The organism is Dyadobacter sp. CY327, assembly GCF_021390415.1.
Lineage (GTDB): Bacteria > Bacteroidota > Bacteroidia > Cytophagales > Spirosomataceae > Dyadobacter > Dyadobacter chenhuakuii.
In genome coordinates, this window is sequence record NZ_JAJUXJ010000007.1 from 675,654 (window position 1) to 699,680 (window position 24,027).

General features: G+C 45.7%; 22 protein-coding genes. 9 read left to right on the forward strand and 13 right to left on the reverse strand.

All coding sequences use genetic code 11. The annotated features are described in order from the left end of the window. Positions 1–6: 6 nt before the first annotated feature. Positions 7–1,839 carry an LTA synthase family protein gene (locus tag LZG74_RS19085; RefSeq protein ID WP_233798113.1) on the reverse strand — a complete coding sequence of 611 codons (1,833 nt, stop codon included), beginning with the start codon at positions 1,837–1,839 and terminating at the stop codon, positions 7–9. 146 nt (positions 1,840–1,985) lie between these two features. On the opposite strand from LZG74_RS19085, the gene LZG74_RS19090 reads away from it, so the two are divergent. Beyond that, complete coding sequence (locus LZG74_RS19090; RefSeq protein ID WP_026632931.1) at positions 1,986–4,172, forward strand: glutamine synthetase III; 2,187 nt, start codon at positions 1,986–1,988, stop codon at positions 4,170–4,172. 39 nt (positions 4,173–4,211) lie between these two features. Next, entirely contained in the window at positions 4,212–4,766 is a 555-nt protein-coding gene (locus LZG74_RS19095) for a hypothetical protein (RefSeq protein WP_233798114.1), read from the forward strand. Between the two features lie 681 nt (positions 4,767–5,447). On the opposite strand, the gene LZG74_RS19100 is transcribed toward LZG74_RS19095, so the two are convergent. Then, complete coding sequence (locus LZG74_RS19100) at positions 5,448–6,458, reverse strand: glutamine synthetase beta-grasp domain-containing protein (RefSeq protein ID WP_233798115.1); 1,011 nt, start codon at positions 6,456–6,458, stop codon at positions 5,448–5,450. Between the two features lie 396 nt (positions 6,459–6,854). Between LZG74_RS19100 and LZG74_RS19105 the strand changes: the two genes are divergently transcribed. The 3 genes from LZG74_RS19105 (at position 6,855) to LZG74_RS19115 (ending at position 9,119) form a co-directional block, all read left to right on the forward strand. Beyond that, positions 6,855–7,565, forward strand: coding sequence for a 16S rRNA (uracil(1498)-N(3))-methyltransferase (locus LZG74_RS19105; RefSeq protein WP_233798116.1), 711 nt, complete (start codon positions 6,855–6,857; stop codon positions 7,563–7,565). Between the two features lie 14 nt (positions 7,566–7,579). Next, positions 7,580–8,257 (forward strand): DUF4159 domain-containing protein, encoded by a 678-nt coding sequence (locus tag LZG74_RS19110; RefSeq protein WP_233798117.1) that lies wholly within the window; start codon positions 7,580–7,582, stop codon positions 8,255–8,257. A gap of 115 nt (positions 8,258–8,372) precedes the next feature. Continuing rightward, positions 8,373–9,119, forward strand: a complete 747-nt coding sequence (locus tag LZG74_RS19115) for an acyl-CoA desaturase (RefSeq protein ID WP_233798118.1) — start codon at positions 8,373–8,375, stop codon at positions 9,117–9,119. 341 nt (positions 9,120–9,460) lie between these two features. Here LZG74_RS19115 and LZG74_RS19120 read toward each other — a convergent pair whose 3' ends face one another. The 5 genes from LZG74_RS19120 to LZG74_RS19140 are packed head-to-tail and all read right to left on the reverse strand — an operon-like array spanning position 9,461 to position 14,687. Then, entirely contained in the window at positions 9,461–10,837 is a 1,377-nt protein-coding gene (locus tag LZG74_RS19120; RefSeq protein WP_026632937.1) for a HAMP domain-containing sensor histidine kinase, read from the reverse strand. Positions 10,838–10,840: 3 nt separating this feature from the next. Further along, the gene (locus tag LZG74_RS19125; protein WP_233798119.1) at positions 10,841–11,518 is read right to left on the reverse strand and encodes a response regulator transcription factor; all 678 of its coding nucleotides are present in this window, start codon (positions 11,516–11,518) and stop codon (positions 10,841–10,843) included. Further along, complete coding sequence (locus LZG74_RS19130) at positions 11,515–12,048, reverse strand: 5' nucleotidase, NT5C type (protein ID WP_233798120.1); 534 nt, start codon at positions 12,046–12,048, stop codon at positions 11,515–11,517. Before LZG74_RS19130 ends, LZG74_RS19125 begins: the two co-directional genes overlap by 4 nt. After that, positions 12,048–13,355, reverse strand: a complete 1,308-nt coding sequence (locus tag LZG74_RS19135; RefSeq protein WP_233798121.1) for a dihydrolipoamide acetyltransferase family protein — start codon at positions 13,353–13,355, stop codon at positions 12,048–12,050. Before LZG74_RS19135 ends, LZG74_RS19130 begins: the two co-directional genes overlap by 1 nt. 60 nt (positions 13,356–13,415) lie before the next feature. Next, positions 13,416–14,687: a competence/damage-inducible protein A gene (locus LZG74_RS19140; RefSeq protein WP_233798122.1), complete on the reverse strand. Its 1,272-nt coding sequence runs from the start codon at positions 14,685–14,687 to the stop codon at positions 13,416–13,418. 106 nt (positions 14,688–14,793) lie between these two features. On the opposite strand from LZG74_RS19140, the gene LZG74_RS19145 reads away from it, so the two are divergent. Together LZG74_RS19145 and gldC are read left to right on the forward strand one after the other, a co-directional pair. Continuing rightward, the gene (locus LZG74_RS19145; protein ID WP_233798123.1) at positions 14,794–15,519 is read left to right on the forward strand and encodes a DUF4197 domain-containing protein; all 726 of its coding nucleotides are present in this window, start codon (positions 14,794–14,796) and stop codon (positions 15,517–15,519) included. Positions 15,520–15,578: 59 nt separating this feature from the next. Continuing rightward, positions 15,579–15,920 (forward strand): gliding motility protein GldC, encoded by a 342-nt coding sequence (gldC, locus tag LZG74_RS19150; RefSeq protein ID WP_026632943.1) that lies wholly within the window; start codon positions 15,579–15,581, stop codon positions 15,918–15,920. 243 nt (positions 15,921–16,163) lie between these two features. On the opposite strand, the gene LZG74_RS19155 is transcribed toward gldC, so the two are convergent. The 6 genes from LZG74_RS19155 to LZG74_RS19180 form a co-directional block, all read right to left on the reverse strand. Beyond that, positions 16,164–16,517 (reverse strand): MmcQ/YjbR family DNA-binding protein, encoded by a 354-nt coding sequence (locus tag LZG74_RS19155; RefSeq protein ID WP_233798124.1) that lies wholly within the window; start codon positions 16,515–16,517, stop codon positions 16,164–16,166. After that, complete coding sequence (locus tag LZG74_RS19160; RefSeq protein WP_084439924.1) at positions 16,514–16,693, reverse strand: DUF6728 family protein; 180 nt, start codon at positions 16,691–16,693, stop codon at positions 16,514–16,516. The genes LZG74_RS19155 and LZG74_RS19160 overlap by 4 nt, the downstream gene beginning before the upstream one ends. Positions 16,694–16,725: 32 nt before the next feature. Then, positions 16,726–18,735, reverse strand: a complete 2,010-nt coding sequence (gene ispG, locus LZG74_RS19165; protein ID WP_233798125.1) for a (E)-4-hydroxy-3-methylbut-2-enyl-diphosphate synthase — start codon at positions 18,733–18,735, stop codon at positions 16,726–16,728. A gap of 73 nt (positions 18,736–18,808) precedes the next feature. Next, positions 18,809–19,891, reverse strand: coding sequence for a galactokinase family protein (locus tag LZG74_RS19170; RefSeq protein WP_233798126.1), 1,083 nt, complete (start codon positions 19,889–19,891; stop codon positions 18,809–18,811). A gap of 3 nt (positions 19,892–19,894) precedes the next feature. Further along, positions 19,895–21,112, reverse strand: coding sequence for a sugar MFS transporter (locus tag LZG74_RS19175; RefSeq protein WP_233798127.1), 1,218 nt, complete (start codon positions 21,110–21,112; stop codon positions 19,895–19,897). A 54-nt stretch (positions 21,113–21,166) separates the two neighbouring features. Then, on the reverse strand, positions 21,167–22,486 hold the full coding sequence (locus LZG74_RS19180; RefSeq protein ID WP_409014518.1) for a Gfo/Idh/MocA family protein: 1,320 nt from the start codon (positions 22,484–22,486) through the stop codon (positions 21,167–21,169). A 335-nt stretch (positions 22,487–22,821) separates the two neighbouring features. On the opposite strand from LZG74_RS19180, the gene LZG74_RS19185 reads away from it, so the two are divergent. Then, on the forward strand, positions 22,822–23,238 hold the full coding sequence (locus LZG74_RS19185) for a 6-carboxytetrahydropterin synthase (protein WP_233798129.1): 417 nt from the start codon (positions 22,822–22,824) through the stop codon (positions 23,236–23,238). Further along, the gene (folE, locus tag LZG74_RS19190; protein ID WP_026632950.1) at positions 23,198–23,887 is read left to right on the forward strand and encodes a GTP cyclohydrolase I FolE; all 690 of its coding nucleotides are present in this window, start codon (positions 23,198–23,200) and stop codon (positions 23,885–23,887) included. The genes LZG74_RS19185 and folE overlap by 41 nt, the downstream gene beginning before the upstream one ends. The last annotated feature ends 140 nt before the right edge of the window (positions 23,888–24,027 follow it).

Sequence of the window (24,027 nt, forward strand, 5' to 3'; positions counted from 1 at the left end):
TTAGTTTCAACGCTTTAAATAATCGTTGAAAGAAGACTGTAAATATGTTTTTCCCAATTTTTCTTCTTCCGGCGTCAGCGCCCCTGATTTCTCGGTAATGTTGCCACCAATGTTGTCCCGCACCAAAAACCCGCCCGGTTTCATCCAGCCTAAACCATTGTTGAATGCGAAGTAGGCAAATGGCGTGCGGTTTTTAGCAAAAATATCGTTGCTCCAATCGAAAGAACCCGAAGGTAGATGCAACTGGTTCAATAACGTCGCGGCGAGGTCCGTTTGCGAGCAGAGCGAATCCACTTTTGCACTTTGTTTTTCCAGCGCCCCGCCCAGCCAGAGCATGGGAATGTGAAATTCGGCGGGTTTTGATTTGTCTGTTTCCGGAAGCGGGTGACCGTGGTCGGCGATAATGATCACCAGCGTGTGATCCCACCAGGATTTTGTTTTTGCTTTTTTTATAAAATCCCCGATTGAGGCATCCGTATAATGATGCGCATTTAAAAACAAATGTTCGGGATCATTGCCAGGGATGGCGGTTTTGACCGGAACTTCAAACGGCTCGTGGCTGCTTAATGTGAAAAGCGTGGAGAAAAAAGGCTCTTTCTGCTTGTCCAGGTCGTCCAGTAAGCGGTTCAAAACAATGTGGTCGTGTGCGCCCCATTTGGAATTCATGTCCTTTTTGTCAAAATCATTTTTATCAATGATCCGGTCGAATTCCTGCTGCAGAAAATAGGATTTCATGTTGGCAAATTCGGTTTCTCCTCCATAATAAAAGGAAGTGGACCAGCCGTTTTTATGAAACATTTTAGGCAATGACGGCAGCGTTGCCGTTTTTTTCGGAATCTTAATGATGGAAGTGGTTGGCTGAGCCGGATAGCCGCTCAAAATCGCGACCATTCCTTTGTCGCTGCGGTTTCCGCTTGCGTACATTCTTGTAAAGAGCAGTCCTTCATTCGCAAGCTGATCAAACTGCGGCGTCACGTTTTTAATACCATTCAAGCTGCCAACGATCTTGGCTGTCTGGCTTTCCCAAATGATCACCACCACATTAATTTTTCCCTCCTTAACAACCCATTCCGAAGTGCTGTCGGCGTGATACAGCGTTTTCACCATGTCGTCGGCCTGCTTTCCTTCGTAGTATTTGAAAGGGTTTTTCTTTTGATAAGTCGCATTGATCAGCGAGCTCATATAGTTCCATGGAACATTCACGGCGGCATAATTTGCAAAACTTTTATCACTGAAAAACACAGCGCTTTCGTTCATAGGCGCCAGCTGAAGACCGCCGCGAATAGGAATGATCAGGCTGGCAGTTAAAACCAGAAAAACCGGAATGGTATAAATGAAACCCGTTTGCCGAAAGGCCGAAGTGCTTCGCCTGATAATCGTTTGCAACAGCTTCCAGACTAATACAAAGAGCAACACAAACAGCATTAGCAGCGGAACCACCGGCGCGGCACCCATGGATGCCATGGCTTCCGTGGGCATTTTCAGGTAATGTAAGGATGTGCCGTCAATGCGGAATCCCCATGCCCTGAACAGTTCCAGGTCGGTAACAACGAGCAAAACGATTGCAAATGAGACGACGAAGCTGTATATAGAAAGGGTTTTGGCAAACCAGCGCCATTTCCTGGCCGTAAACATGACCAGTAACGTGGGAATGAGCAATATATAGCCGGCAAAGGAAATGTCCATTTGTAATCCGTGGGCGGCACTGCTGACCCAAAGAGAAGGAGGCAGTTCAAGGGTTTTCTTAAAATGATAAGCGAGAAATATGATCCGGAAAAACTGGAAGAGTATGATCCAGGTGATCCCGTAAAGGGCAATAAATTCTAATCTTTTGCGCATTGTGTCAGAGAGAATCTGCAAAGTTCTGAAAAATGCGCCAACCTGCCGTATGGAATGAGGTTAAATGTGAAAATGTCGCCCGGAATTGTTGTTCGTACTTTTAAATAAATAATTTTGGGCAGAATTAATATAAATCAAGAAATAAAATGACTTTTCGTTCCAAAGCGTTTGAAATTGCTCAAGGCCGGGTTGCCCCCTCACTTTCCCCTCCATCAGAAAAAATTACCGACTTGTATGGTAGTAACACATTCAGCGATGATGTAATGAAAACACTGCTCTCCGCTGAGGCGTACACCAAGATTTCCAATGCAATACGCTCCGGCTCGACGATTGACCGGGAGGTTGCAGATGAGGTTTCGGCGGCAATGAAATCATGGGCAGTTTCCAAAGGGGCAACGCATTATACGCACTGGTTCCAGCCACTCACCGGAACGACGGCAGAAAAGCACGATTCATTTTTTGACCTGACGATAGACGGAAAAGCCGTCGAAAAATTCAAAGGCAGCGCATTGGTACAGCAGGAACCGGACGCATCGTCTTTTCCGAGCGGCGGTTTGCGTGCAACATTCGAAGCGCGCGGTTACACGGGGTGGGACCCAAGCTCCCCAGCGTTTTTAATGGATAATGGGGCAGGAGGGAAGACATTGTGTATCCCTTCAGTTTTTATCTCATACACAGGGGAAGCGCTGGATTACAAGGCGCCATTGCTGAAATCGCTGGTAATGTTGGACAAAGCTGCCACTTCGGTTTGCCAGTTTTTCAACCGCGACGTGGATAAAGTAACGCCAACATTGGGCATTGAGCAGGAATATTTTTTGGTTGATAAAGCACTATACTATGCCCGTCCCGACCTGTTAATGGCCGGCAGGACCGTTTTTGGACACAGCCCCGCGCGTGGCCAGCAGCTGGACGACCATTATTTTGGTTCGATATCACCTCGGGTGAATGCATTTATGGTGGATTTCGAATTTGAAGCATTGAAACTGGGCATTCCCGTTCGGACGCGACACAATGAGGTTGCACCGGGCCAGTTTGAATGTGCCCCAACATTTGAAGAAGTAAACCTTGCCATCGACCACAATGCATTATTGATGGATCTAATGCAGAAAGTGGGCGACAAGCATAATTTCCAGGTGCTTTTTCATGAAAAACCGTTTGCCGGAATTAACGGAAGCGGGAAACATAACAACTGGTCGCTGTCTACGGACACAGGCATTAACCTGCTCGCACCGACCTCCAAGCCAAAAGAAAACCTGCGCTTCCTAACATTCCTGATGAATGTGGTCAAAGCTGTTCACGATCACGCAGATTTGCTCCGTGCTTCTATTTCTTCTGCCGGTAATGAACACAGGCTGGGTGCCAACGAAGCGCCGCCATCGATTGTGTCTGTTTTCTTAGGAAACGAGCTGACGAATATGCTTGAAGAACTGGTGAATAAAGGCGAAATCACGCTTGAAAAAGGGGAAAATTTTTATTACAAACTGGGAATCACCCGCATCCCTAATTTGCAGCGCGATAACACGGACCGTAACCGCACTTCGCCATTCTGTTTTACAGGAAATAAATTTGAATACCGCGCCGTAGGAAGCTCGCAAAACAGCGCGTCGCCAATGATCGTTTTGAACACCATCGTAGCAAACCAGTTGCTGGAATTCAAAAAAGAAATGGATGAACGCCTTGCGGCAGGGGAGGAAAAGAAAGTAGCAACGGTAGAGATCCTGAAACGCTATTTTACAGAATCCAAAAACATTCTTTTCGAAGGAAACGGTTATTCTGAGGAATGGGTGGAGGAGGCCAAAAACAGGGGGCTTACCAATATCCGCGAGACTTACGAGGCCTTGCATGCGTATAAAACCGAACGCACTATTGCCGCATTTGAAAGAATGGGCGTGCTTACCTCGCGTGAGTTGCATGCACGCTATGAAATCGAATTGGAAAATTATGTCAAAAAATTGCAGATCGAATCGCGTGTCATCGGCGACCTTGCATTGAACCACATCGTTTCCACGGTTGTAAAATATCAGTTCAAACTCGCGCAAACCGCCCGGTCGCTGACGGATCTGGAAATGCTGGAAGAGGCTGCGCCTATCAAGGAAATCATCAAAGACATTTCGACGCACATTGTCGTCATCAAAAAGCTGGTGCAGGAAATGACGGATCAGCGCAAGACTGCCAACAACATTGACGACCTTTTTGAAAGGGCTAAAATGTATGGCTCGGAAGTAAAAGGTTTCTTTGAAGAGATCAGATATCACGTGGATAAACTGGAATTATTAATCGACGATGAAGACTGGCCTTTGGCAAAATACCGTGAAATGTTATTTTTGGAATAATTTTAAAGCAAACGCTTTATTCAATAAACTATCGAGACTATGAATCCGGGATTTGATCCAGAAGAAATTGAAGTGCTGAAACAAGAATGTAAGGCGGAGCGATCAAGCTTTATACATGTTGAGGACGAGCTGGAAGATGATGAAGAAGACAACAACGAACACGCGCACGTTCAGTTTGTAGGAATGTATAATGAAAAAGAAGTCATCTACGACGCGCTGATCTATACATTGAGATTGCACCATTCGACATTGGTGTACGATGCTGCTTTGGAAAGGCTGAAAAAAGTGATGCCCAACTACGTTTCCCTCGACGAGCGCCCGGACGATTACGTTTGTGACGATGAGCAAGACGAGGAGGCAGAATTAATGCTGACCGAATTCATCGAGGAGATCGAAGAAAATGAGGAAATAACCGTCCGCGAGCACATCGAAACGGACGAAACGTTTGACTATGGAATCGGTCTGGAAGTGGGATTGAACAAAACAGAGATCAATGATAAAACCATCAACGATTTCATCCTCCGCTTTAACGCCGGCCGCATCCAGTTAGATCCAACGCTCTATTCCTTCTCCGGAAGCGAAGAGCAGGATTGATTAGCCGCAGGCAACGCAATATTGGCAGCAAATAATGTGACCGAATAAAAAATCCCAGAGGGATGTAATATTGGTAGCAATTAATGTGACCGAATAAAAATCCCGGAGGGATATAACATCGGTAGCAAACAAAGTTCAACCGAATGAAAAATCCAGGAGGGATAACATCGGTAGCAAACAAAGTTCAACCGAATAAAAAATCCCAGAGGGATATAACATCGGTAGCAAACAAAGTTCAACCGAATACAAAAAATCCCGGAGGGATGTAACATCATGCAAGACGTTACATCCCTCCGGGATTTTGCATTAACCATGCAATCGCCATTGACGCCGCGTTGCGGCTACCGATATTACATCCCTCCGGGATTGATCTTAAACGAAAAAACCGCCAATTGGGCGGTTTTTTCATTTTACATTATATCGGTTCTGCAGATATCATAGCGTTTTTGGCTACCAATATTACATCCCTCCGGGATTTTTGCGTTAACCATGCAATTCGCCGTTGACGCCGCGTTGCGGCTACCGATATTACATCCCTCCGGGATTTTTGCATTAACCATGCAATCGCCGTTGACGCCGCGTTGCGGCTACCGATATTACATCCCTCCGGGATTGGTCTTAAATGAAAAAACCGCCAATTGGGCGGTTTTTTCATTTAACATTATATCGGTTCTGCAAGTATTATAGCGCAGATTTAACAGTCTTGATAATACGTGCTGCTACTTTGTAAGGATCAGCAGCTGAGTTTGGACGACGATCTTCCAAATATCCGCTCCATCCTTTTTGAGGAACAAGAACAGGGATACGAATGGATGCACCGCGGTCAGATACACCGTAGCTGAAATCGTGGATAGAAGCAGTTTCGTGCTTTCCAGTCAAACGAAGGTGGTTGTCAGCACCGTAAACGTCAATGTGTTCTTTAACAACAGGACGGAAAGATTCGCAAACCTTATCAAAAACTTCTTTGCTTCCAGCCGTTCTCAAAGCAGAGTTTGAGAAGTTAGCGTGCATTCCGCTTCCGTTCCAGTCAAGCTCGCCCAGGGGCTTGCAATGCCAGTTGATAGCAACACCATATTTTTCACCAATTCTTTCAAGCAAATAACGGCCAAGCCAGATCTGGTCACCAGCTTCTTTCGCGCCTTTTGCGAAAATCTGGAATTCCCACTGTCCTGCTGCAACCTCTGCATTAATACCTTCAACATTAAGGCCTGCATCAAGACATGCGTCAAGGTGCTCCTCAATGATCTCACGGCCAAATGCATTCTGCGCGCCTACTGAGCAATAGTATGGTCCTTGTGGTGCAGGGTAACCATTTGCCGGGAAGCCCAATGGTTTGTTTGTATCAACATCCCAAAGGAAATATTCTTGCTCGAAACCGAACCAGAAATCGTTGTCATCATCCTCAATTGTCGCACGGCCATTGGATACGTGAGCAGTTCCATCTGCGTTAAGCACTTCGCACATAACCAGATAAGCATCTCTGCGCAATGGATCCGGGCAAATATAAACTGGTTTTAACAAACAGTCAGAAGAACCGCCAAGCGCCTGTTCAGTAGATGAACCATCAAATGACCAGTTGCTGCAATCTTCCAATTTTCCACTGAAATCGCTTTCAATTTTGGTTTTGCTACGTAAACTTTGGGTCGGCTTGTAGCCATCCAACCAAATATATTCCAGCTTGGATTTTGACATAATAGTACTAGATAAAGTGGTGACGAATTATTATAACGGCACAATATTAATGCAAAAATGTATTTCCAAAAAATAAAAACTAAGAAAAATTAACCATACACAGAATATTATTGGGTTTGTGGTAGTATTGTCAGTAAAAGATGTACTATTCTCATAAAACGGGTGAAATTATAAATGGATGCATCCGGAGAATATTTTTGCAAAAACTGTAAATCCACGTGTCAATCAGACATAGTTCATGTCGAAATGTTGCCAAAATGCAAAAATCACGTTTTTCTGCATTCGCGGAATAATATAAGGCTGCCTTGATGGTTATGTGCATCATACACGTAAATTTGAGCGTCGCTTTGATAATGTTCGACGGTTCTCTTATCTTAATTCCTATTTACTTTTCAGATGCATCTATTTTACCAGCCCGACTCGAAAATTTTTGAATTGGATGAAGAAGAGGCCAGGCACAGTTCCAAAGTGCTGAGGCTCGGCTCCGGTGACATTATATATGTTACCAATGGCAAAGGCACATTGCAGAAATGCGTGTTGAATGTTCAGGGCAGAAAGGCGGGTTACGAAGTTTTGGAATCACAGCAGATCGAAAGACGACCCTTCGCCGTAAATATGGTGATCGCGCCCACGCGCAAGGCTGAGCGCAATGAGTGGATGGTGGAGAAGATGACCGAGATAGGCGTTGAGCGCATTGATTTTGTAATCACCGAACATACCAATACAGACACGATCAACCGCGTCGTAAACCTCACAAGGCTGAACCGGATAGCTGCCGCTGCGATGAAACAGTCACAGCAACATTATCTGCCGATCATCACGGTGGGCAATAAATATGAAGCGTTTGTGAAGGATGTGAAAGATTCTGTAAAATTAATTGCCTATGTGCCAGATCATAATAGGGTTGAGCACGTTTTTAGTAAAGTAAAAAAAGGCCAGGGAACCACTTTATTAATAGGTCCGGAAGGAGATTTCAGTGAAAAGGAAGTTTCGCTGGCATTTGATCACGGATTTTCAACGGTTTCTCTCGGCCCAACCCGTTTAAGAACAGAAACAGCGGCCGTAGCGGGCTGCCATGCCATTAATCTGGCACAGAACATATTATAAAAGCATCAATGCATATGAACCGATCAGTAGTGCGTTTTGGAAAGTTTTTAGGGCTGGTCACATTCGTTCTGATAAGCACGGTAACATTGGCGCAATCATCATTAAAGATTGCAAAACTTAAATACGGCGGCGGTGGCGACTGGTATGCCAATAAAACCTCTCTTCCGAATCTGATCAAATTCTGCAATACGGAGCTGAAAATGAACATTAACCCCACAGAAGACGTGGTGGAAGTGGGTAGCGCAGACATTTTCACTTATCCGTTTGTGCATATGACGGGCCACGGCAATGTTGTTTTCAACGATGCTGAGGCTCAAAACCTTCGCAATTATCTGCTCTCGGGCGGATTTCTGCACATCGATGACAACTATGGCCTCGATCAGTTTGTGAGACGGGAAATGAAAAAGGTTTTTCCTGAGCTTTCATTTGTCGAATTGCCTTTTGACCACCAGGTTTACCGGATCAAATATCTGTTTCCGGAAGGGCTGCCGAAAGTTCATGAGCACGATGGCAAGCAGCCGCAAGGTTACGGGCTTATCTGGCAAGGACGCTTGGTTTGTTATTACAGTTACGAAACAGATCTGGGCAATGGCTGGGAAGACCAGAGTGTTTACAATGATCCTGAGGAAATGCGAAGAAAGGCGCTGCAAATGGGCGCTAACCTGCTTAGTTATGCTTTCATGATTCTCTAAATACAGGCGCAGGTAATATAAAATAATTCCAAATTAGTTTTCTGAATTTCGGTTTTGTAAGCGCTTAGCCTTACTTTTGTACAAAGTTTAAAATAATATCATTTCATCTCGTTCCATGTATATAGTCCTTATCGTTTTTGTTGTACATTGGTATTTATCCCTTTTTTGTCAAACCTTTTTCCTACACCGTTACTCTGCGCATAAAATGTTCATTATGAGCAAGCCATGGGAGCGGTTCTTCTATTTACTGACTTATCTTTCCCAGGGGTCTTCCTATTTAAGTCCGAGAGCCTACGCGATTCTTCACCGCATGCACCATGCTTTCAGTGACACGGAAAAAGATCCGCACTCGCCGCACCATACCAAAAACGTGTTTACGATGATGTGGGAAACGAAGAATATTTATAATGCAGTGCTAAGCCGCAAGCGTGCAATTGAATCCCAATTCGAAAGGAATTATCCGGAATGGCGCTTTATTGAAAAGTTGGGAGATTCGTGGCTTTCACGTTCTGGATGGGCGTTGTTGTATACCGCATTTTACATTTTGGCTTACATTTATCTGGATATGCACTGGGCGTTTTTCTTCCTTTTGCCGATCCACTTCCTAATGGGCCCGATCCACGGCGCAATCGTAAACTGGAGTGGTCATAAATATGGTTACCAGAACTTCGATAATGAAGACAAATCAAAGAATTCTCTCATCTTCGATTTCTTGATGATGGGTGAGTTATTCCAGAATAATCATCATAAAAGACCTAATTCGATTAATTTCGGATCAAGATGGTATGAAGTTGATCCGACTTATCCGGTGATCAAGATGTTGAATAAGTTGAAGATTATTGAGATACGAAAGAAGAACTAGGTAAGTATCTTGCTACTTTCACTTCGGCTCCGCTCAGTGTGACAGATGATTGTCACATTGAGCGGAGTTTTTTTCCTGTCACACTGAGTGGATTTTTTTTTCCTGTCACACTGAGCGGAGTCGAAGTGAAATTCCTAACGCTTGCTCCCTAGGTAGACCGAACAGACCAGAGGGCCACAAAAAAACTTTGGCAGGTGTGAGATACACCTGCCAAGTTTGCTTATTAACACCACAAAAAATGAAATCCTTTTTAACTGCCGTTTTATCGGCATGTCTTATTAAGACAATACAAATAAATCATACAATACTTAAAAGGGCGTTAATAAAAAGTTAGAATTTGCTTAGAGCTTCGAAAATGTTACAACGAATGTTGTGCCCTTCGGTTGATTGGAGAAAATGTTAACATTGCCCGAATGCAGCTTCACAATCCGCTCCACCAGTGACAACCCGATTCCATATCCTTTAATGTTTGCCGTGTTGTCGCTGCGGTAAAATGGCTGAAAAACCAGACTCTGATCTTCTTTCGGAATTCCCTTCCCATTATCTGAAAAGCTTAACGTCAACCTCCTGGCAGATGTTTTCAGATTCACATTTACTGTATTGTTCTCCGAAAACTTGCACGCATTGTCCATCAGGTTCAGGAACGCGGTTTTCAATAATGTCGAGTTTCCGGTCAGTTCAAGCCAGGTGTCGTCTTCGGGCAACTCGTCGAAATTGAGCTGAATGTTGTAGGAAGGGTTTGCTTGTGCGAGGCCCAGTCGGCAATCCAGTAAAAGATCATCAACGCGAATGATTTCTGTGAGCAGATCTTTTTGATCCTCGCTCACTTTCGCAAGTTCTAACAATGTATTCGATAGCTGCGCCAGCTCCTGAATGTCTTCCAAAACGGATTGAATAGTAAGCTGGTAATCGGCGGTATTTCGTTCTTTTAGCATGCTGACTTCCAGCTGCGAGCGGATCTTGGTCAAAGGATTTTTAAGCTCGTGCGAAACATTAGCCACGAAAATCTTTTGCATTTGAAATGCAGTTTCGATTCGGTCAAGAAGATTGTTGAATGTTGTCGTTAAGCGGCCAATTTCGTCTTTCTGGTTCGGAACGTCCAGTCTGGTGTCGAGTTTTTGAGGCAAAATTCTTTCGACCGCATTCATCACCTTGGAAATTGGCCTTAATGCACGTTTCGAGAAAATCCAGCCAACGAGTGCCACGATAATGGTCACGATAAAGAACAAAACCGTGAGTAGGGTGCTTAAATTGGATAAATTGGCCTGTCCGTACAAATCTTTTGCCCCTAACAAAACCACGGCCCGATTAAACGGATATTTGTAATACAACCCTACAACTTTATAATCGCCATCCGTATAGCGGATCTGTCCTGCCTTCCGGATCTCGTCCAGCCAGAAGTTGGATACGTGAATGGATTTGGACTGAGGGCTGGTTGGGTTGCTGTAAATGAGGCGGTTCTTTTCGTCGAAAATGAATGTATTTTCGTCGTAGATCAAATCGCGGTTGGTTTCATCCAGCGCTTTCAGAACCTCGGTATTTACTTGCGGGACTTTCAGCAAAAGTTCGGCTTGCGACTTGGCTTTGGACCTTAACCGATCGTAAAAGTCCTCATTAACATTGTAATAGGAAAAAAAGTATATCGCCAGAAAAGTGATCAGAAGGATTCCGCTCACCAGCAGGGAAAACTGAACTGTAAGTCTGGTGCGGATCTGCATAATTTACTCTACTTTAAGCACATAGCCCATACCAAACTGGGTGTGGATCAGCTTGACAGGATAATCCTTATCGATTTTTTTCCGAAGATAATTTACATAAACTTCAATGACATTGGTGCCCGTATCAAAACCAATATCCCAAACCTGCTCAGCAATCTCCACTTTGGAAATGACCCGGCCCTGGTTACGGATCAGGTAAACGAGCAGGTTAAATTCCCTTGCCGTGAGATTGATCTTATTTCCTGACCTATAAACCGTTTTCGCGTCCAACGATATTTCGAGATCGGCAAATTTCAGAAGCTGCGCGGTATGAGAAACGGTTGTGCCACGCTTCGTTAATGCCCTCACCCGGGCAAGAAGCTCTTTAAATTCGAACGGTTTGACCAGGTAATCGTCCGCGCCGGCATCCAGACCCGTGACTTTATCATCTGTCGTGCCCAACGCAGTTAACATTAAAATAGGCGTTTCATCACCCCACGTCCTGATCTCCCGGCAAAGCTCTATCCCGTTGATCCCGGGAATGATAATGTCACTGATAATGAGTTGATAAGTGTTATTTTTGGCCAGCTGCCTGCCGATCAGGCCGTCATAGGCAATGTCCACTTCATATCCGTTTTCTTCCAGCCCTTGTTTAATGGATTGCAGCGTTTTCGGTTCGTCTTCAATAAGTAGTAGCTTCATGCGATGGGTAGGAATAATTCAGAAACATCCTTCCAATTGGAAACACGCTTATATGAGGTTTCTTTAACATTATGCGGCGCTGTAAAAAGGATGCCCGTGCCTTTGAACGCATTCAGGTTTCGCACGTGATCGTCAATCAGGTAATCGGACTGGATAATGCTTTTATAACCGCAGAACACAACATTAGTCCACGGAATAAACGGGAAATGCTTTTTTAGCCAGGCAAATTTATCGTTGAACGACGTCGGAAATTCCATGCATGCGGTGGCCACAAATATTTCGTAAAACTTTGACAGCTTGTAGACTGTTTCAACCGCCCCGTTCATCACTTCAATATCGGCAAAAAAGCCAGGCGTATCAATGATCTTATGCAGCTTTACAAGTTGCTTGGGGTGTAAAATATCTCTGAAAGCGCTTTTTCTCAGCTGTTCTTCATTATATACCGTTGAAAAATCATTGTGAACAATGTTGGCGAGCTTCTTGTGGGTGTTCGCCATCACATCATCCATGTCCAAGGTGAGTCTGAGCATTACATTATAGTTCTGTGCGTATCGAAATTTTCAAGATAATCGTGTACGCGTTTCAAGAAAAGTCCACCCAGCGAGCCGTCCACAACGCGGTGGTCATACGAATGTGAGATGAACATCAGGCTGCGAATGCCGAGCAAATCGCCTTGCGGCGTTTCAATCACGGCCGGTTTCTTTTTTATTGCACCAAAAGCCATGATCGCAACCTGCGGCTGAACGATAATCGGCGTGCCCATCAGATTTGCAAATGCGCCAATGTTGGAAATCGTGTAAGTTCCGCCGGCCAGATCGTCTGCCTTCAACTTGTTCTCCCGCGCTCTCTTGGCGAGATCATTTACTTTTCTTGCCAATCCAGGCAGATCATACTGGTCTGCGCGATGGATAACCGGGACAATGAGGTTTCCATCCGGCAGAGCTACGGCCATTCCAATGTTAATTTCCTTCTTCTTAATGATCCGGTCGCCATCCACTGAAATATTGATCATCGGATAATCTTTGATCGCCTTTACGACAGCTTCAATCAAAATAGGCGTAAAAGTGATGCTGTCGCCCGTTTTCCTTCTATACTCAGCTTTCGTATGCTCCCGCCATTGAACCACCGGCGTCATATCAGTTTCAATAAAGGAAGTAACATGCGCCGAAATTCGCTTCGACTCAACCATCCGCTGCGAGATCATCTTCCGCATCCGGTCCATTTCAATGATCTCGTTGCTGCCGTTCAGTGAAGTTGCAATTGGCATTGCCGTTGCAGGAGACTTTTTGCGGTTATCCAGAAAGGAAATAATATCGTTTTTGGTGACCCGGTTTTCCATGCCCGTTCCCGGAATGGTGGCCAGCTCCGTTTCCGTGATGTGCTCTTCACGCGCAATGCTCAGAACCAACGGGGAATAGAATGCATTGTTTTCCGGGCTATTTTTGGCATATTCCAGCGCAGGCTGTGCTTTTTTGGTAAGCACTTCCTCATATTCCTTTTCCAATACAGCCGCCGTTGCTTCCACCTCCGATGCGGCGCTAAAGGGCTCATGGACAGGTTGATCCACTGGCTGCTGATCGCTTTCATCCACATCATTCTCCACTTCAATCTTTGCAACCGGGCTTCCTATGGGCACAACGTCGTTTTCAGCAACAAGCCATTCCGTAAGCACGCCGGAAAAAGGGCAGGGGACTTCCGTATCCACTTTGTCCGTGGCAACCTCCAATATCGAATCATCCACCGAAACCTTATCACCTGCTTTTGCAAGTAAATGAAGGACAGTGCATTCCATAATACTTTCGCCCATTGGAGGCATTACCATTTCAACTATTTTCATAACTGGTATCTTTCATTCGCGGCAGCTTATTTTGTTGCCGAATGTATATTAATGTTCTTCTCAGCCTTTGACGGCAAGATTGGTTTTCAAAATGGTTTTGCGCAACAAATTCAGTGCATAAGAAGCGGTAAGTTCAATGTTGATCTTCCGGTTGTTGCGCAAGGTAAGTAATTGGGTGAATGTTTCCTCCGGCGTTGCGCAGGCAATCCAGACGGTTCCAACCGGCTTCTCGGCCGTGCCTCCATCCGGTCCGGCAATGCCCGTTGTGGAAATCGCGAATGTGGTGTTTAGCACTTTGCGGGCGCCCTCGGCCATTTCTCGCGCAGTCTGCTCACTTACCGCCCCGAATGCTTCCAATGTCTGAGGTGAAACACCCAGCACATTTATTTTGACTTCATTGCTGTAACTCACCACCGAACCCTGAAAATATTGCGAAGCGCCAGGCACACTCGTGATTTGGTTGGCAACAAAACCGCCCGTGCAGCTTTCCGCCGTTCCTACTGTCGCGTTGTGCTGAACAAGTAACGATCCGATCACTGTTTCCAGTTCATCCGTATCAAATCCAAAAACCCATTCTTCAATATACGGCATCAGTAACGCAACCTGCTCTGCAAGGTCGGCATCCAGCCGGGCCTGGACTGTTCCGGTGCCTGTCAGGCGCAGCTTAACCTGCCCGAAGTGAGGCAGATATGCCAGTTTTATATGTTCAGGAAGAACGTCCTCCCAAGGTGCGATCGTTTCGGCCAGAAAAGATTCTCCTATGCCGATCGTCCGTACCGATTTATGTTGAATAATGTTTGAAACAAATCTTGATTTCAGCCTGGGGAGGATCTCAAACTCCATCAGGCTCTTCATCTCGTACGGCACGCCGGGCAGCGAAACGTAAATTACGTCGTCTTTTTCAAACCACATTCCCGGCGCGGTTCCCCAAAGATTTGGAATGTAGGTACAATTTTTGGGAAGTGCAGCCTGCTGGATGTTGAGCTCAGTCATGGCGCGTCCGCGTTTTGCAAAAAACGCCGTAATCAGTTCCAGTGCCTCCTGGTTGATTTCAAGTTCAGTCCCAAAATATTCGCAAAATGTATGCTTGGTAATGTCATCGCGGGTAGGGCCGAGGCCTCCGGTCACAATAATAACGTTCACCCGCTGGCTGGCTGCCGAAAAGGCATCCAGTATGTCGGCTTTGTTATCTCCAACCGAAGTCTTTCTAACCGGCCGAATGCCTATATCAGTCAGTTGAGAGCCAATCCATTGCGTATTTGTATCCGTAATTTGTCCAAAAAGGATTTCATCACCGATCGTTAAAATTTCAGCCCGGATTATGGGAGCCATAGTTTGAAATTGGTTGATTAAGACCGTTATTTTCCCAAAAATAAGTAAAATTAATCGTTATTGAGTACGTTTAAGGCGTAGTCGGAATTTAACAAACACAATCATAATGAATCACAAAATCTTAGCAATATTAATATTTTCACTCCTGGCAGCTACTAATTCACAGGCCCAGTTCAACTTAGGAAAAGTGCTTGATAAGGTGAGCGGGAAATCGGATGGACTTGGCGAAAATGAAATCGTATCGGGTTTGAAAGAGGCCTTGAATGTCGGGATTAGTAATGGTTCTGCGGAAGCTTCCAAAGTGGATGGTTTTTTCAAAAATGAGCTGATCAAAATTGCCGTCCCTCCGGAAGCGCAGAAAGTGGCAGAGACTTTAAGGAAGATGGGACTGGGAGATCAGGTGGATAAATTCACATTATCACTCAATCGCGCAGCAGAAGATGCCGCAAAGAAATCAAAGCCTATTTTTGTAAAGGCCATTACGTCCATGACCGTCCCTGATGCCCTGGGCATATTAAAAGGCCAGGACGATGCGGCAACGCAATATTTGAAGAAGACGACGAATGAGGATTTGTATAAAACATTCTTCCCTGTTGTAGACTCTACGCTCAATCTGAACAAGGCGACGGACTATTACAAGGAAATCGTTGACACTTATAACAAAATTCCTCTGGTGAAGAAAGTGAATCCGGATTTAAAAGGTTATGCTACGCAAAAGACTATCGACGGGTTATACATTTTGATCGCACAGGAAGAGAAGAAAATCCGCGAAGACCCGAAAGCACGTGTTACCGATCTTTTGAAAAAGGTGTTCAAGCAGGCAGCAAAGTAATCTTTCAGAACTATAAATTTCCTCAATTGGTTACTTTTGTCTAAATATTAACACCTCATATGAAAAAATCGGAAATACATTTTAGTGTTGAACTCGACGACAAGAACATACCGGAAAAGATTTTTTGGAATGCGACAGACAACCCCAACGAAGGCATCAACGACACCCGCGCCATCGCCATCGCCGTTTGGGATCATTACCACAGAGGCACATTAAAAATTGACCTTTGGACCAAGGATATGGAAGTTTTCGAAATGAAACGCTTCTACATCGAACTCATGAGCGGCATCGCGGATACGTTGCTGACTGCTACGAATGATAATGTAATGGCAGATGCGATTGAAGGGGTTTGTGAGACATTGAGCAAGAAGCTCGATGAAGAGATGAAGGCTGCGAAGTAGGGCGTTGCGGTCATGTCTTCGGCCGCCCGGCTGCCCGGTCCGCTCAGACTGACAGGGCGTTGCGGTTCGCTCGGGCTTGGCGATTGTGTCTTCGGCTCCGCTCAGACTGACAGGGCATTGTGGATGTGTCTTCGGCCGCCCGGCGGCCCGGTCTGCTCAGACTTACAAAGTGGCTTCGCAGCTCGCTACTGCCCCTGTCACCCTGAGCGGAGCCGAAGGGCTAGCACGATGGCAGCCTGCAAGTCATAAGGCCAGCCCCACCTGATCCTTCTTCGGCAAACTCTTAACTATCAAATCATAAGAGTCCTTCACCCAGCCAAACAGCGTCTCACTAGGAATGTTACCGGTGACGTAAACCGTGTTCCAGTGCTTCTTATTCATATGATATCCGGGCTTTACGTCCGGATATTTTTCTCTTAGCTCTTCTGCTTTTTCGGGATCGCATTTGGCGTTGAACTGGTGGGACGCTGAGTCCATGGGGGTAAGGAGAAATACTTTGCCTTTTACCTTGAATACGAGTGTATCCGGGCCAAAGGGCAGTTCCTCTGTTACGCCTGGAAGTTGCAGGCAAAAGTCTCTCAGCGATTCCAGGTTCATCTTGTTAATGCTCTAACGATCATAATGATAACGCAAATCAAAAACATGACGATGGAGATGCGGTTAATACCATGCATCATGCGGAGGTTAAAGGAATCGGGGGCATTAGGATCCCTTTTTTTGAAGACGCGAAAGAAGTAACCAAACACGTCGCCTAATTGAAAGTATCTTTTCATAAATTTTGCTGTTTCTATCTTTACCAACCCTGCTAAACCAATATTTCACGCTCGTCCGGCTCGATCCAGCGACCGTCTTCCCGAATTAACCCGATCAATTCTTCTACTGCTTTCGCCGCAGTTACTGATCTTTTGATCACTTCCTGACCACGATACAAAGCAATTTTGTCTTTTCCCATACCCACGTATCCGTAATCCGCATCGGCCATTTCACCTGGTCCATTTACAATGCAGCCCATAATGCCGATTTTCACGCCTTTCAAATGTTCGGTGTGCTTTCGGATCATGGCTGTTGTTTCCTGTAAGTCAAACAGCGTTCGTCCGCAGGATGGGCAGGAAATGTATTCTGTTTTCGACATCCGGGTTCTGGCGGCTTGCAAAATGCCGAATGCTATGCTGTTGAACGAGGCGGCAACTTTCAGCTTGTCTGTGTGATTGATGTGCATTGGGAAAGATGGCTGTAACAACACGCCATCGCCAAAACCATCGACGAGCAAACCACCAACGTCCGTAGCTGAATATAATGTAAGCTCATCGCCCGAATCGGTTGCGTACTCGCGCTGGACGACTACCGGGATTTTAATTCCCTTTTCAACCAGCTTATAAAAGAACCGGCGCAGTTCCGGCATTGCATGTGCGTTGTCGGTGTGTATCAGCAGGACAATGTTGGTCGCCTCTCTGACATTTTCCAGCAGCGCATCATTCAGTGAATGTATGGTGCCTTTGATAAAATTCAACTGCGTTGAAACGAGTGTCTTATCGGTTTCAAGCCATTGTTCTGCCTCGAAAAGCGGAAATTTGTTTGCAGCATTTTCATGTTGTTGCCATTGCTCAAAATCCAGTATCTCACGCAAACCGTTTGGCAGCATGAACGGAATAGGGTTTTTTCCGGAATATATAAAATCAGCTCCCTGATCGTTCATAGCCCATTTATCCGGCACTGGCAAAAAGAAATGTCCGATGCTTTTCAAGTTTTCGAGCTGGGTAACTTCGATATTGGAATAATCCGCAATCACACGCGGCACATTCAAATGTCCGAAATTATAAACCTCTCTTGTATCCCTTCTTGTGTATTGAAATGGATTGATAGGGCAAGATTCAACCGGCTCGATGAAATCGTGAGGTGTTCTGTTAACATAACGCTGGATTAATGCACGAGCCACAGGTGCTTCTTTTTCAGGGGCTTCCGTTAATGAAACACGGACCGTATCGCCTAACCCATCTTCCAGTAATGTGCCAATTCCGACAGCCGACTTGATCCGGCCATCTTCCGCTTCGCCTGCTTCTGTTACGCCAAGGTGCAACGGATAAGGCTTTAAGCCTTCTTCGTCCAAACGCTGCACAAGCAACCGATATGCTTCCACCATCACCTGCGTGTTGCTGGATTTCATGGAAAGCGCAATGTTGAAATAATTGAATTCTTCGCAGATCCGTAGAAATTCCAGCGCCGATTCCACCATACCCAGCGGTGTGTCGCCATAACGGCTCAGTATCCGGTCTGAAAGCGAGCCGTGATTTGTGCCAATGCGCATCGCTGTGCCATATTCCTTACATATGCGCACCAGCGGGATGAATTTTTCACGGATCCGTTCCAATTCCGCGGCATAGGAAGCATCGGTGTAGTCAATAACTTCAAAACGCTTGCGATCGGCGTAATTTCCAGGATTGATCCTTACTTTTTCTACAATCCTTGCTGCCAGTTCGGCTGCATTGGGTGTGAAATGTATGTCGGCAATGAGCGGAACATTAATACCGAGCTTGCGCAGGCCGTTCCGGATGTTTTCAAGATTTTGCGCTTCCTTCACACTGGGCGCCGTAATACGCACATATTCGCAACCCGAATCCACCATTCTGATCACCTCATCAATAGATCCTTGCGTATCCATCGTGTCCACCGTCGTCATCGACTGAACGCGAATGGGATAGTCGGAACCCATAGGCAGGTCGCCGATATTAATGGTGATCGTTTCGCGTCTTTTATATGCTGTCAGAGAAGGACAGTAAAGATTTGTCGTTTTTTCAGAAGCTGTAACTACTGCCATGGAGTTGTTATGATATTGGCAAAGGTCTTAAAACAAAAACACAATCGGAATTACAATCGTGCATTTTAATGCCTCAGTTTTCGATCCGCGTTCCTGAATCAACTGTGATGATGTAACTTTTTCCGCCTTGTTTTTCGATGGCTTCGGCCACCTCCTCAGCTTTCGTGGGCGCATATACAAACATGCAGCCGCCACCGCCCGAGCCATTGATCTTACCGCCCAATGCACCCGCCGATAAAGCTGCATTCATCATGCGTTCTATCTTGGGCGTTGACGTCCTTTTATGGTCGCGCAGGTTTTTGTAATGTTTATATAAAAGTCCGCCAAAATGTTTGTCAAACTCCTCATTAACAGGACTATTAATGCTTTGTGTTAACAGCACTTTACCTTCCAGAAGTATGTCGCGGTCTTCGAGATTGGCTTTTAAAAGGCTCAGCTCATCGTCGGTCAGCTTTGATTGGTATTCAGCAGCTTTTTCAAAAGGCGTGCTAAAAATGGAAAATTCAGGGTCGTAGTTCGTGACTTTTTTGATCACATCTTCCATTCCATAACGGCAGCGTGCGAGGATGCCTAATGTGTCTTTTGCCTCCAGAGAATCACCTAAAACGAATGTTCCCAAGGTCGGTGTTAGCGCTTCAACATGAATGACGGGTGTTGATTCCAGGTAAATCACATTGCCGATGGCCGTAGAATAATGGTCCATCATGCCGCCGGGTTCGCCAAATTCGAGCACTTCGGCTGCATTGGCAATTTCTCCCAATTCTTTTTGAGAAAAACCAACCGGCTTATCGCTCATTTTATCCAGAAAATGCGCCCAGGAAACGATCAACGCCGATGAGCTCGACGTTCCGGAATTGATCGGAATGTTGCCGTGTATGACACATTCAAAACCTTTTGAAAAAGTTAAACCCTTTCGTTTTAAAACATTAATGGTGCTGCGGAAATAGTCCCGCTGCACCACGTATGGAAATGTATCGTTTAGAGAAAACTCCTCCTTCAGCCCAAGATCGGGCAAATGCAGGATGATTTTGTCATCATCCCGATAGCGCCCGTCGATGCTGATCCGGCGGGAAATGGCCGCTGCAATGACAGGCAATCCAAGATAATCCTGATGTTCACCAAATAAACATATACGGCCCGGAGTCGAAATCTTCATGAACTACCAGCTTTTCTTTTTATGGCCTACCAGACCGAAATAAAGGATAAAAATATACAACGGAACCATGATCCAGTAAGCCTGCTGCGTGCTTTTGATTGAATCCGCAATGCCGCCGTAAACCAATGGCATCACCGCGCCCCCGGAAATCCCCATTACCAGTAATGCAGACGCTATTTTGGTAAACTTACCCAGTCCGCTCAATGCCAAAGGCCATAGTGCAGGCCAGATCACCGCATTGGCAAAACCTAAAATTGCAATGCAAAGCACTGATGCAAAGCCCGTTGTAAAGATTGCAGCAATGGTTACTACCATTCCGAGAACGGCCGAAAACATCAGATATGCCTGCTGAGATACATATTTAGGAATCAAAACAATGCCCAGAACATAGCCAAACATCATCCCACCCAATGTATATGTTCCAAAAAGCCTCGCTTCTTCTTCTGCGAAACCGAGCGAAACACCATAATTAATGATCGTATCCCCCGCAATTACTTCAACACCTACATAACAAAACAATGCGATCACGCCCAACACAAGGTTAGGAAACTGGAAAACGCTCGTTTTTTCTACAACCGGTGCTGATCCAACCGGCGCTTCCTCTTCCTCACTTACTTCCACCAAGCCTTTGGACATGCGGATCAAAATCGCCAAACCGACCAGAATCGCGGTCAAAACGAGATAAGGAACAACCACTTTGTCAAGCTCTTCCTGTGGGTCTGTTGAACTTGCACCGGATAAGAGCAATTTACCGATGATCACCTGGCTCAGGATCCCTGCCGATTTGTTTGCAATTCCCATGATACTGATCCGCTGAGCAGCACTTTCGCGTGGTCCCAGGATCGTTGCATAAGGATTGGAAGATGTTTGCAAAACCGTCAGACCGATCCCGATCGTGAAAAGTCCCACCAAGAATACCGGATAGGAAGCCATTTCAGCGGCTGGAATGAAGATCAGCGTTCCCGCCGCCATCACAAGCAGGGCCAGCGACATTCCGTTTTTGAAACCCGTCTTTTTTACAACATAAGAACAGGGGATCGCCATGATCGTGTAGGAAATGAAAAAGGCGAATGTTACCAGGTAGGAACTGGTGTTATCAAGGGAAAATGCTTTTTTGAAAAAGGTAATTAATGTGCCGTTTACCCAGGTGATGAAACCCATCACAAAGAATATAACGCCAATCATAAAGAGAGGGCCAAGGTAGCTTTTTTTGTTGTCCATTTAGGTTTAAATTAATTGGTAAGGGTTATGCAGTTTAAAAATGAAAAATAGCTGTTAATACTCGTCATTCAGTCCGAAAATGCGCTTGTTGGTTTTCCATTTGCCCCGGGTGAAATCCGGAATTTCAATGGGCGCGCTTCCTTTTGCAATGGACATTTCTGATAATGGGCTGATGGCGCTCCATGTGGCCGCATCGTACACGTCAATGGGCGGTGCGGTTTTTCTTTTAATAGATTCAATAAAGCCTCTTAATACGAAATAATCGATGCCGCCGTGGCCTGCGCTTTCTGCATCTTTCGCATATTTTGCCCATAACGGATGGTCGTTCTTGTCGAGATAGGCCTTGTCAGGTTCGGCGGTGTGTTCTTTTGGAGAAACACCTTCTATATATATGCTGTGTCCGTCGTTCATCCAGATGCCGTTGGTCCCCTGCGCACGGAAAGCGAGCGAGTAGGGGCGCGGCGAATTGGTGTCATGAACGAGCACTATATTTTCGCCGTTGTGGCATTGGATTACGGTCGTAACAATGTCGCCGAGCTTGAAATTGACTTTGGCATTAGGATGATCTTTACCGCCATGATCAACGATATATTTGTGTAAACCTCTCGATTTGGTGGCCGTGGAAGTCAGGTAAGAGAATTTGTTGCCGCGGTTAATGTCCATCCAGTGCGCCACCGGGCCCAGGCCGTGCGTTGGATAAATGTCGCCGTTGCGGTCGACGGAATGTTGGGTGCGCCATCTGGCTTCTGAAAATCCTTTTTCACCAAATTCTACGCCTACACCGCCATTGCTTTTGCCGTCATTCAGCTTAACAGACCGCAGATCGTGCTGGTAACCGCAATGCGCATAGGTCATTTCGCCAAACATTCCCTTGCGAACCATGTTCAATATCGCCATGACATCCCGGCGGTAACACACGTTTTCGAGGATCATGCAGTGCGAGCCGGTTTTTTCAAATGTGTCCACCAGGTCCCACGACTCCTGTAAAGTGACCGTGGCAGAAACTTCAACCGCTGCATACTTTCCAGCTCTCATGGCAGACAGCGTCATAGGAACGTGCCATTGCCAGGGCGTTGCAATCAGGATCCCATCCAGGTCATCGCGCTTAACCATATTCAGAAAGTCCTCGTCACCTTTCCCATAAACCGCCGGCGCTTTTCTTCCCGATTTCTTGATTTGTGCCAGGGAAGCGTTGATGGCAGCCGGGTCAATGTCGCAGATTGCATTCACTTCCACATCCTGACGAAAAAGTGCCTGTTCAAGGTGACTGCGGCCGCGAAGTCCTACACCAATAAACCCCAGCCGCACTTTGTCAGCCGCTTTCGCTTCGTTGGAATACAATGACGGCAATATCCCGATGGCGGGTCCGGCCATTGAGGCTTGTTGAATAAAGTCGCGTCTATTCATGACGTTGTCCATTTAAAGGTTCAGGATGGGGTTGGCCTGCCATCGGCACAATGGTTTCCAAGATCGCAATTTACATTCAATAACCGTATTTTTTAATTTTTTTTATTAATTCAGATGAAATGGAAATTCCTGCAAGTGGTGACGATTATTTTAAAAAATGAACAAATTGGAATTGCAAAGCGTTAACCCAACACAAGTGACCCCAGAAAGAGCATTACGTCCAGGCTCGAAGGCTTTAAGTGTGTTGGACACATACTTTGTAACGACATTTAAAGCGAATTTTATTTTAAGTAAATCATCATATGGCTCAAAAGGTGGCGGTGTTCCGGAAGGAACATTTCAATGCGGCTCATCGTCTTCATAATCCGGAATGGTCGGCTGAAAAGAATGAGAGCGTGTTTGGCAAATGCAATAATCCCAATTTTCACGGGCACAATTATGAGCTGATCGTTCAGGTGACGGGGGAAGTTGATCCTGAAACCGGTTATGTGCTGGATATGAAAGTACTCAGTTCTGTTTTAAAAGAATTTGTGCTCGATCGTTTTGACCATAAAAACCTTAATCTCGACGTCGAAGAATTCAAATCACTCAACCCTTCCGCGGAAAATATCGCGATCGTTATTTATACCATATTAAGATCAAAAATTGACTCAGGCCTTGACCTGAAAGTTAGATTATATGAAACAGAACGGAACTTTGTCGAATATCCCGTCGACTGAAATGGTTGAGGTTGAGGAAGTTGGAAACGATCATGTATTTTCTTCGATCGACACACCTTTGCGTAAAGATGCCTTTGCAATGGAGGACGACATGAAGATGGAGCTGATTGAAAAGCATTTCCGCCACATTATGGAAATCATGGGCCTGGACCTGACCGATGACAGCCTGAAAGGCACACCGAAACGGGTTGCCAAAATGTTTATCACAGAGGTTTTCAGCGGCCTTGATCCAAAGAATAAGCCGGCGGTCACTTTGTTCGAAAACAAATATAAGTATGACCAGATGCTGGTCGAAAAAGATATATCGGTGTTCTCCAACTGCGAACACCATTTCGTCCCCATTTACGGAAAAGCGCACGTTGCATACATTTCAAGCGGTAAAGTGATCGGACTTTCCAAACTGAACCGCATTGTAGAATACTTTGCAAAACGTCCGCAAGTTCAGGAACGCCTCACCGTGCAGATTGCTACTGAGCTGAAATTAGCCTTGGAAACGGAAGATGTGGCAGTTGTAATTGATGCGCAGCACATGTGCGTTCAGTCCCGCGGAATAAGGGATTCGGGAAGCTCCACTGTTACCGCGTTTTATGGCGGGAAGTTTCAGGAGGAGAGTACTAAGAAGGAGTTTTTAAGTTATTTGGGGATGTGATTCGTTAGCTCCTTAAAGACCAGCCCTGTCACCCTGAGCGGAGCCGAAGGGACATGCAGCATGCCAGCAAGCATCCTACACGTCCCTTCGGCTCCGCTCAGGGGACAGGGTTGGTCCACTCACGATGACAAAGTCAGTCG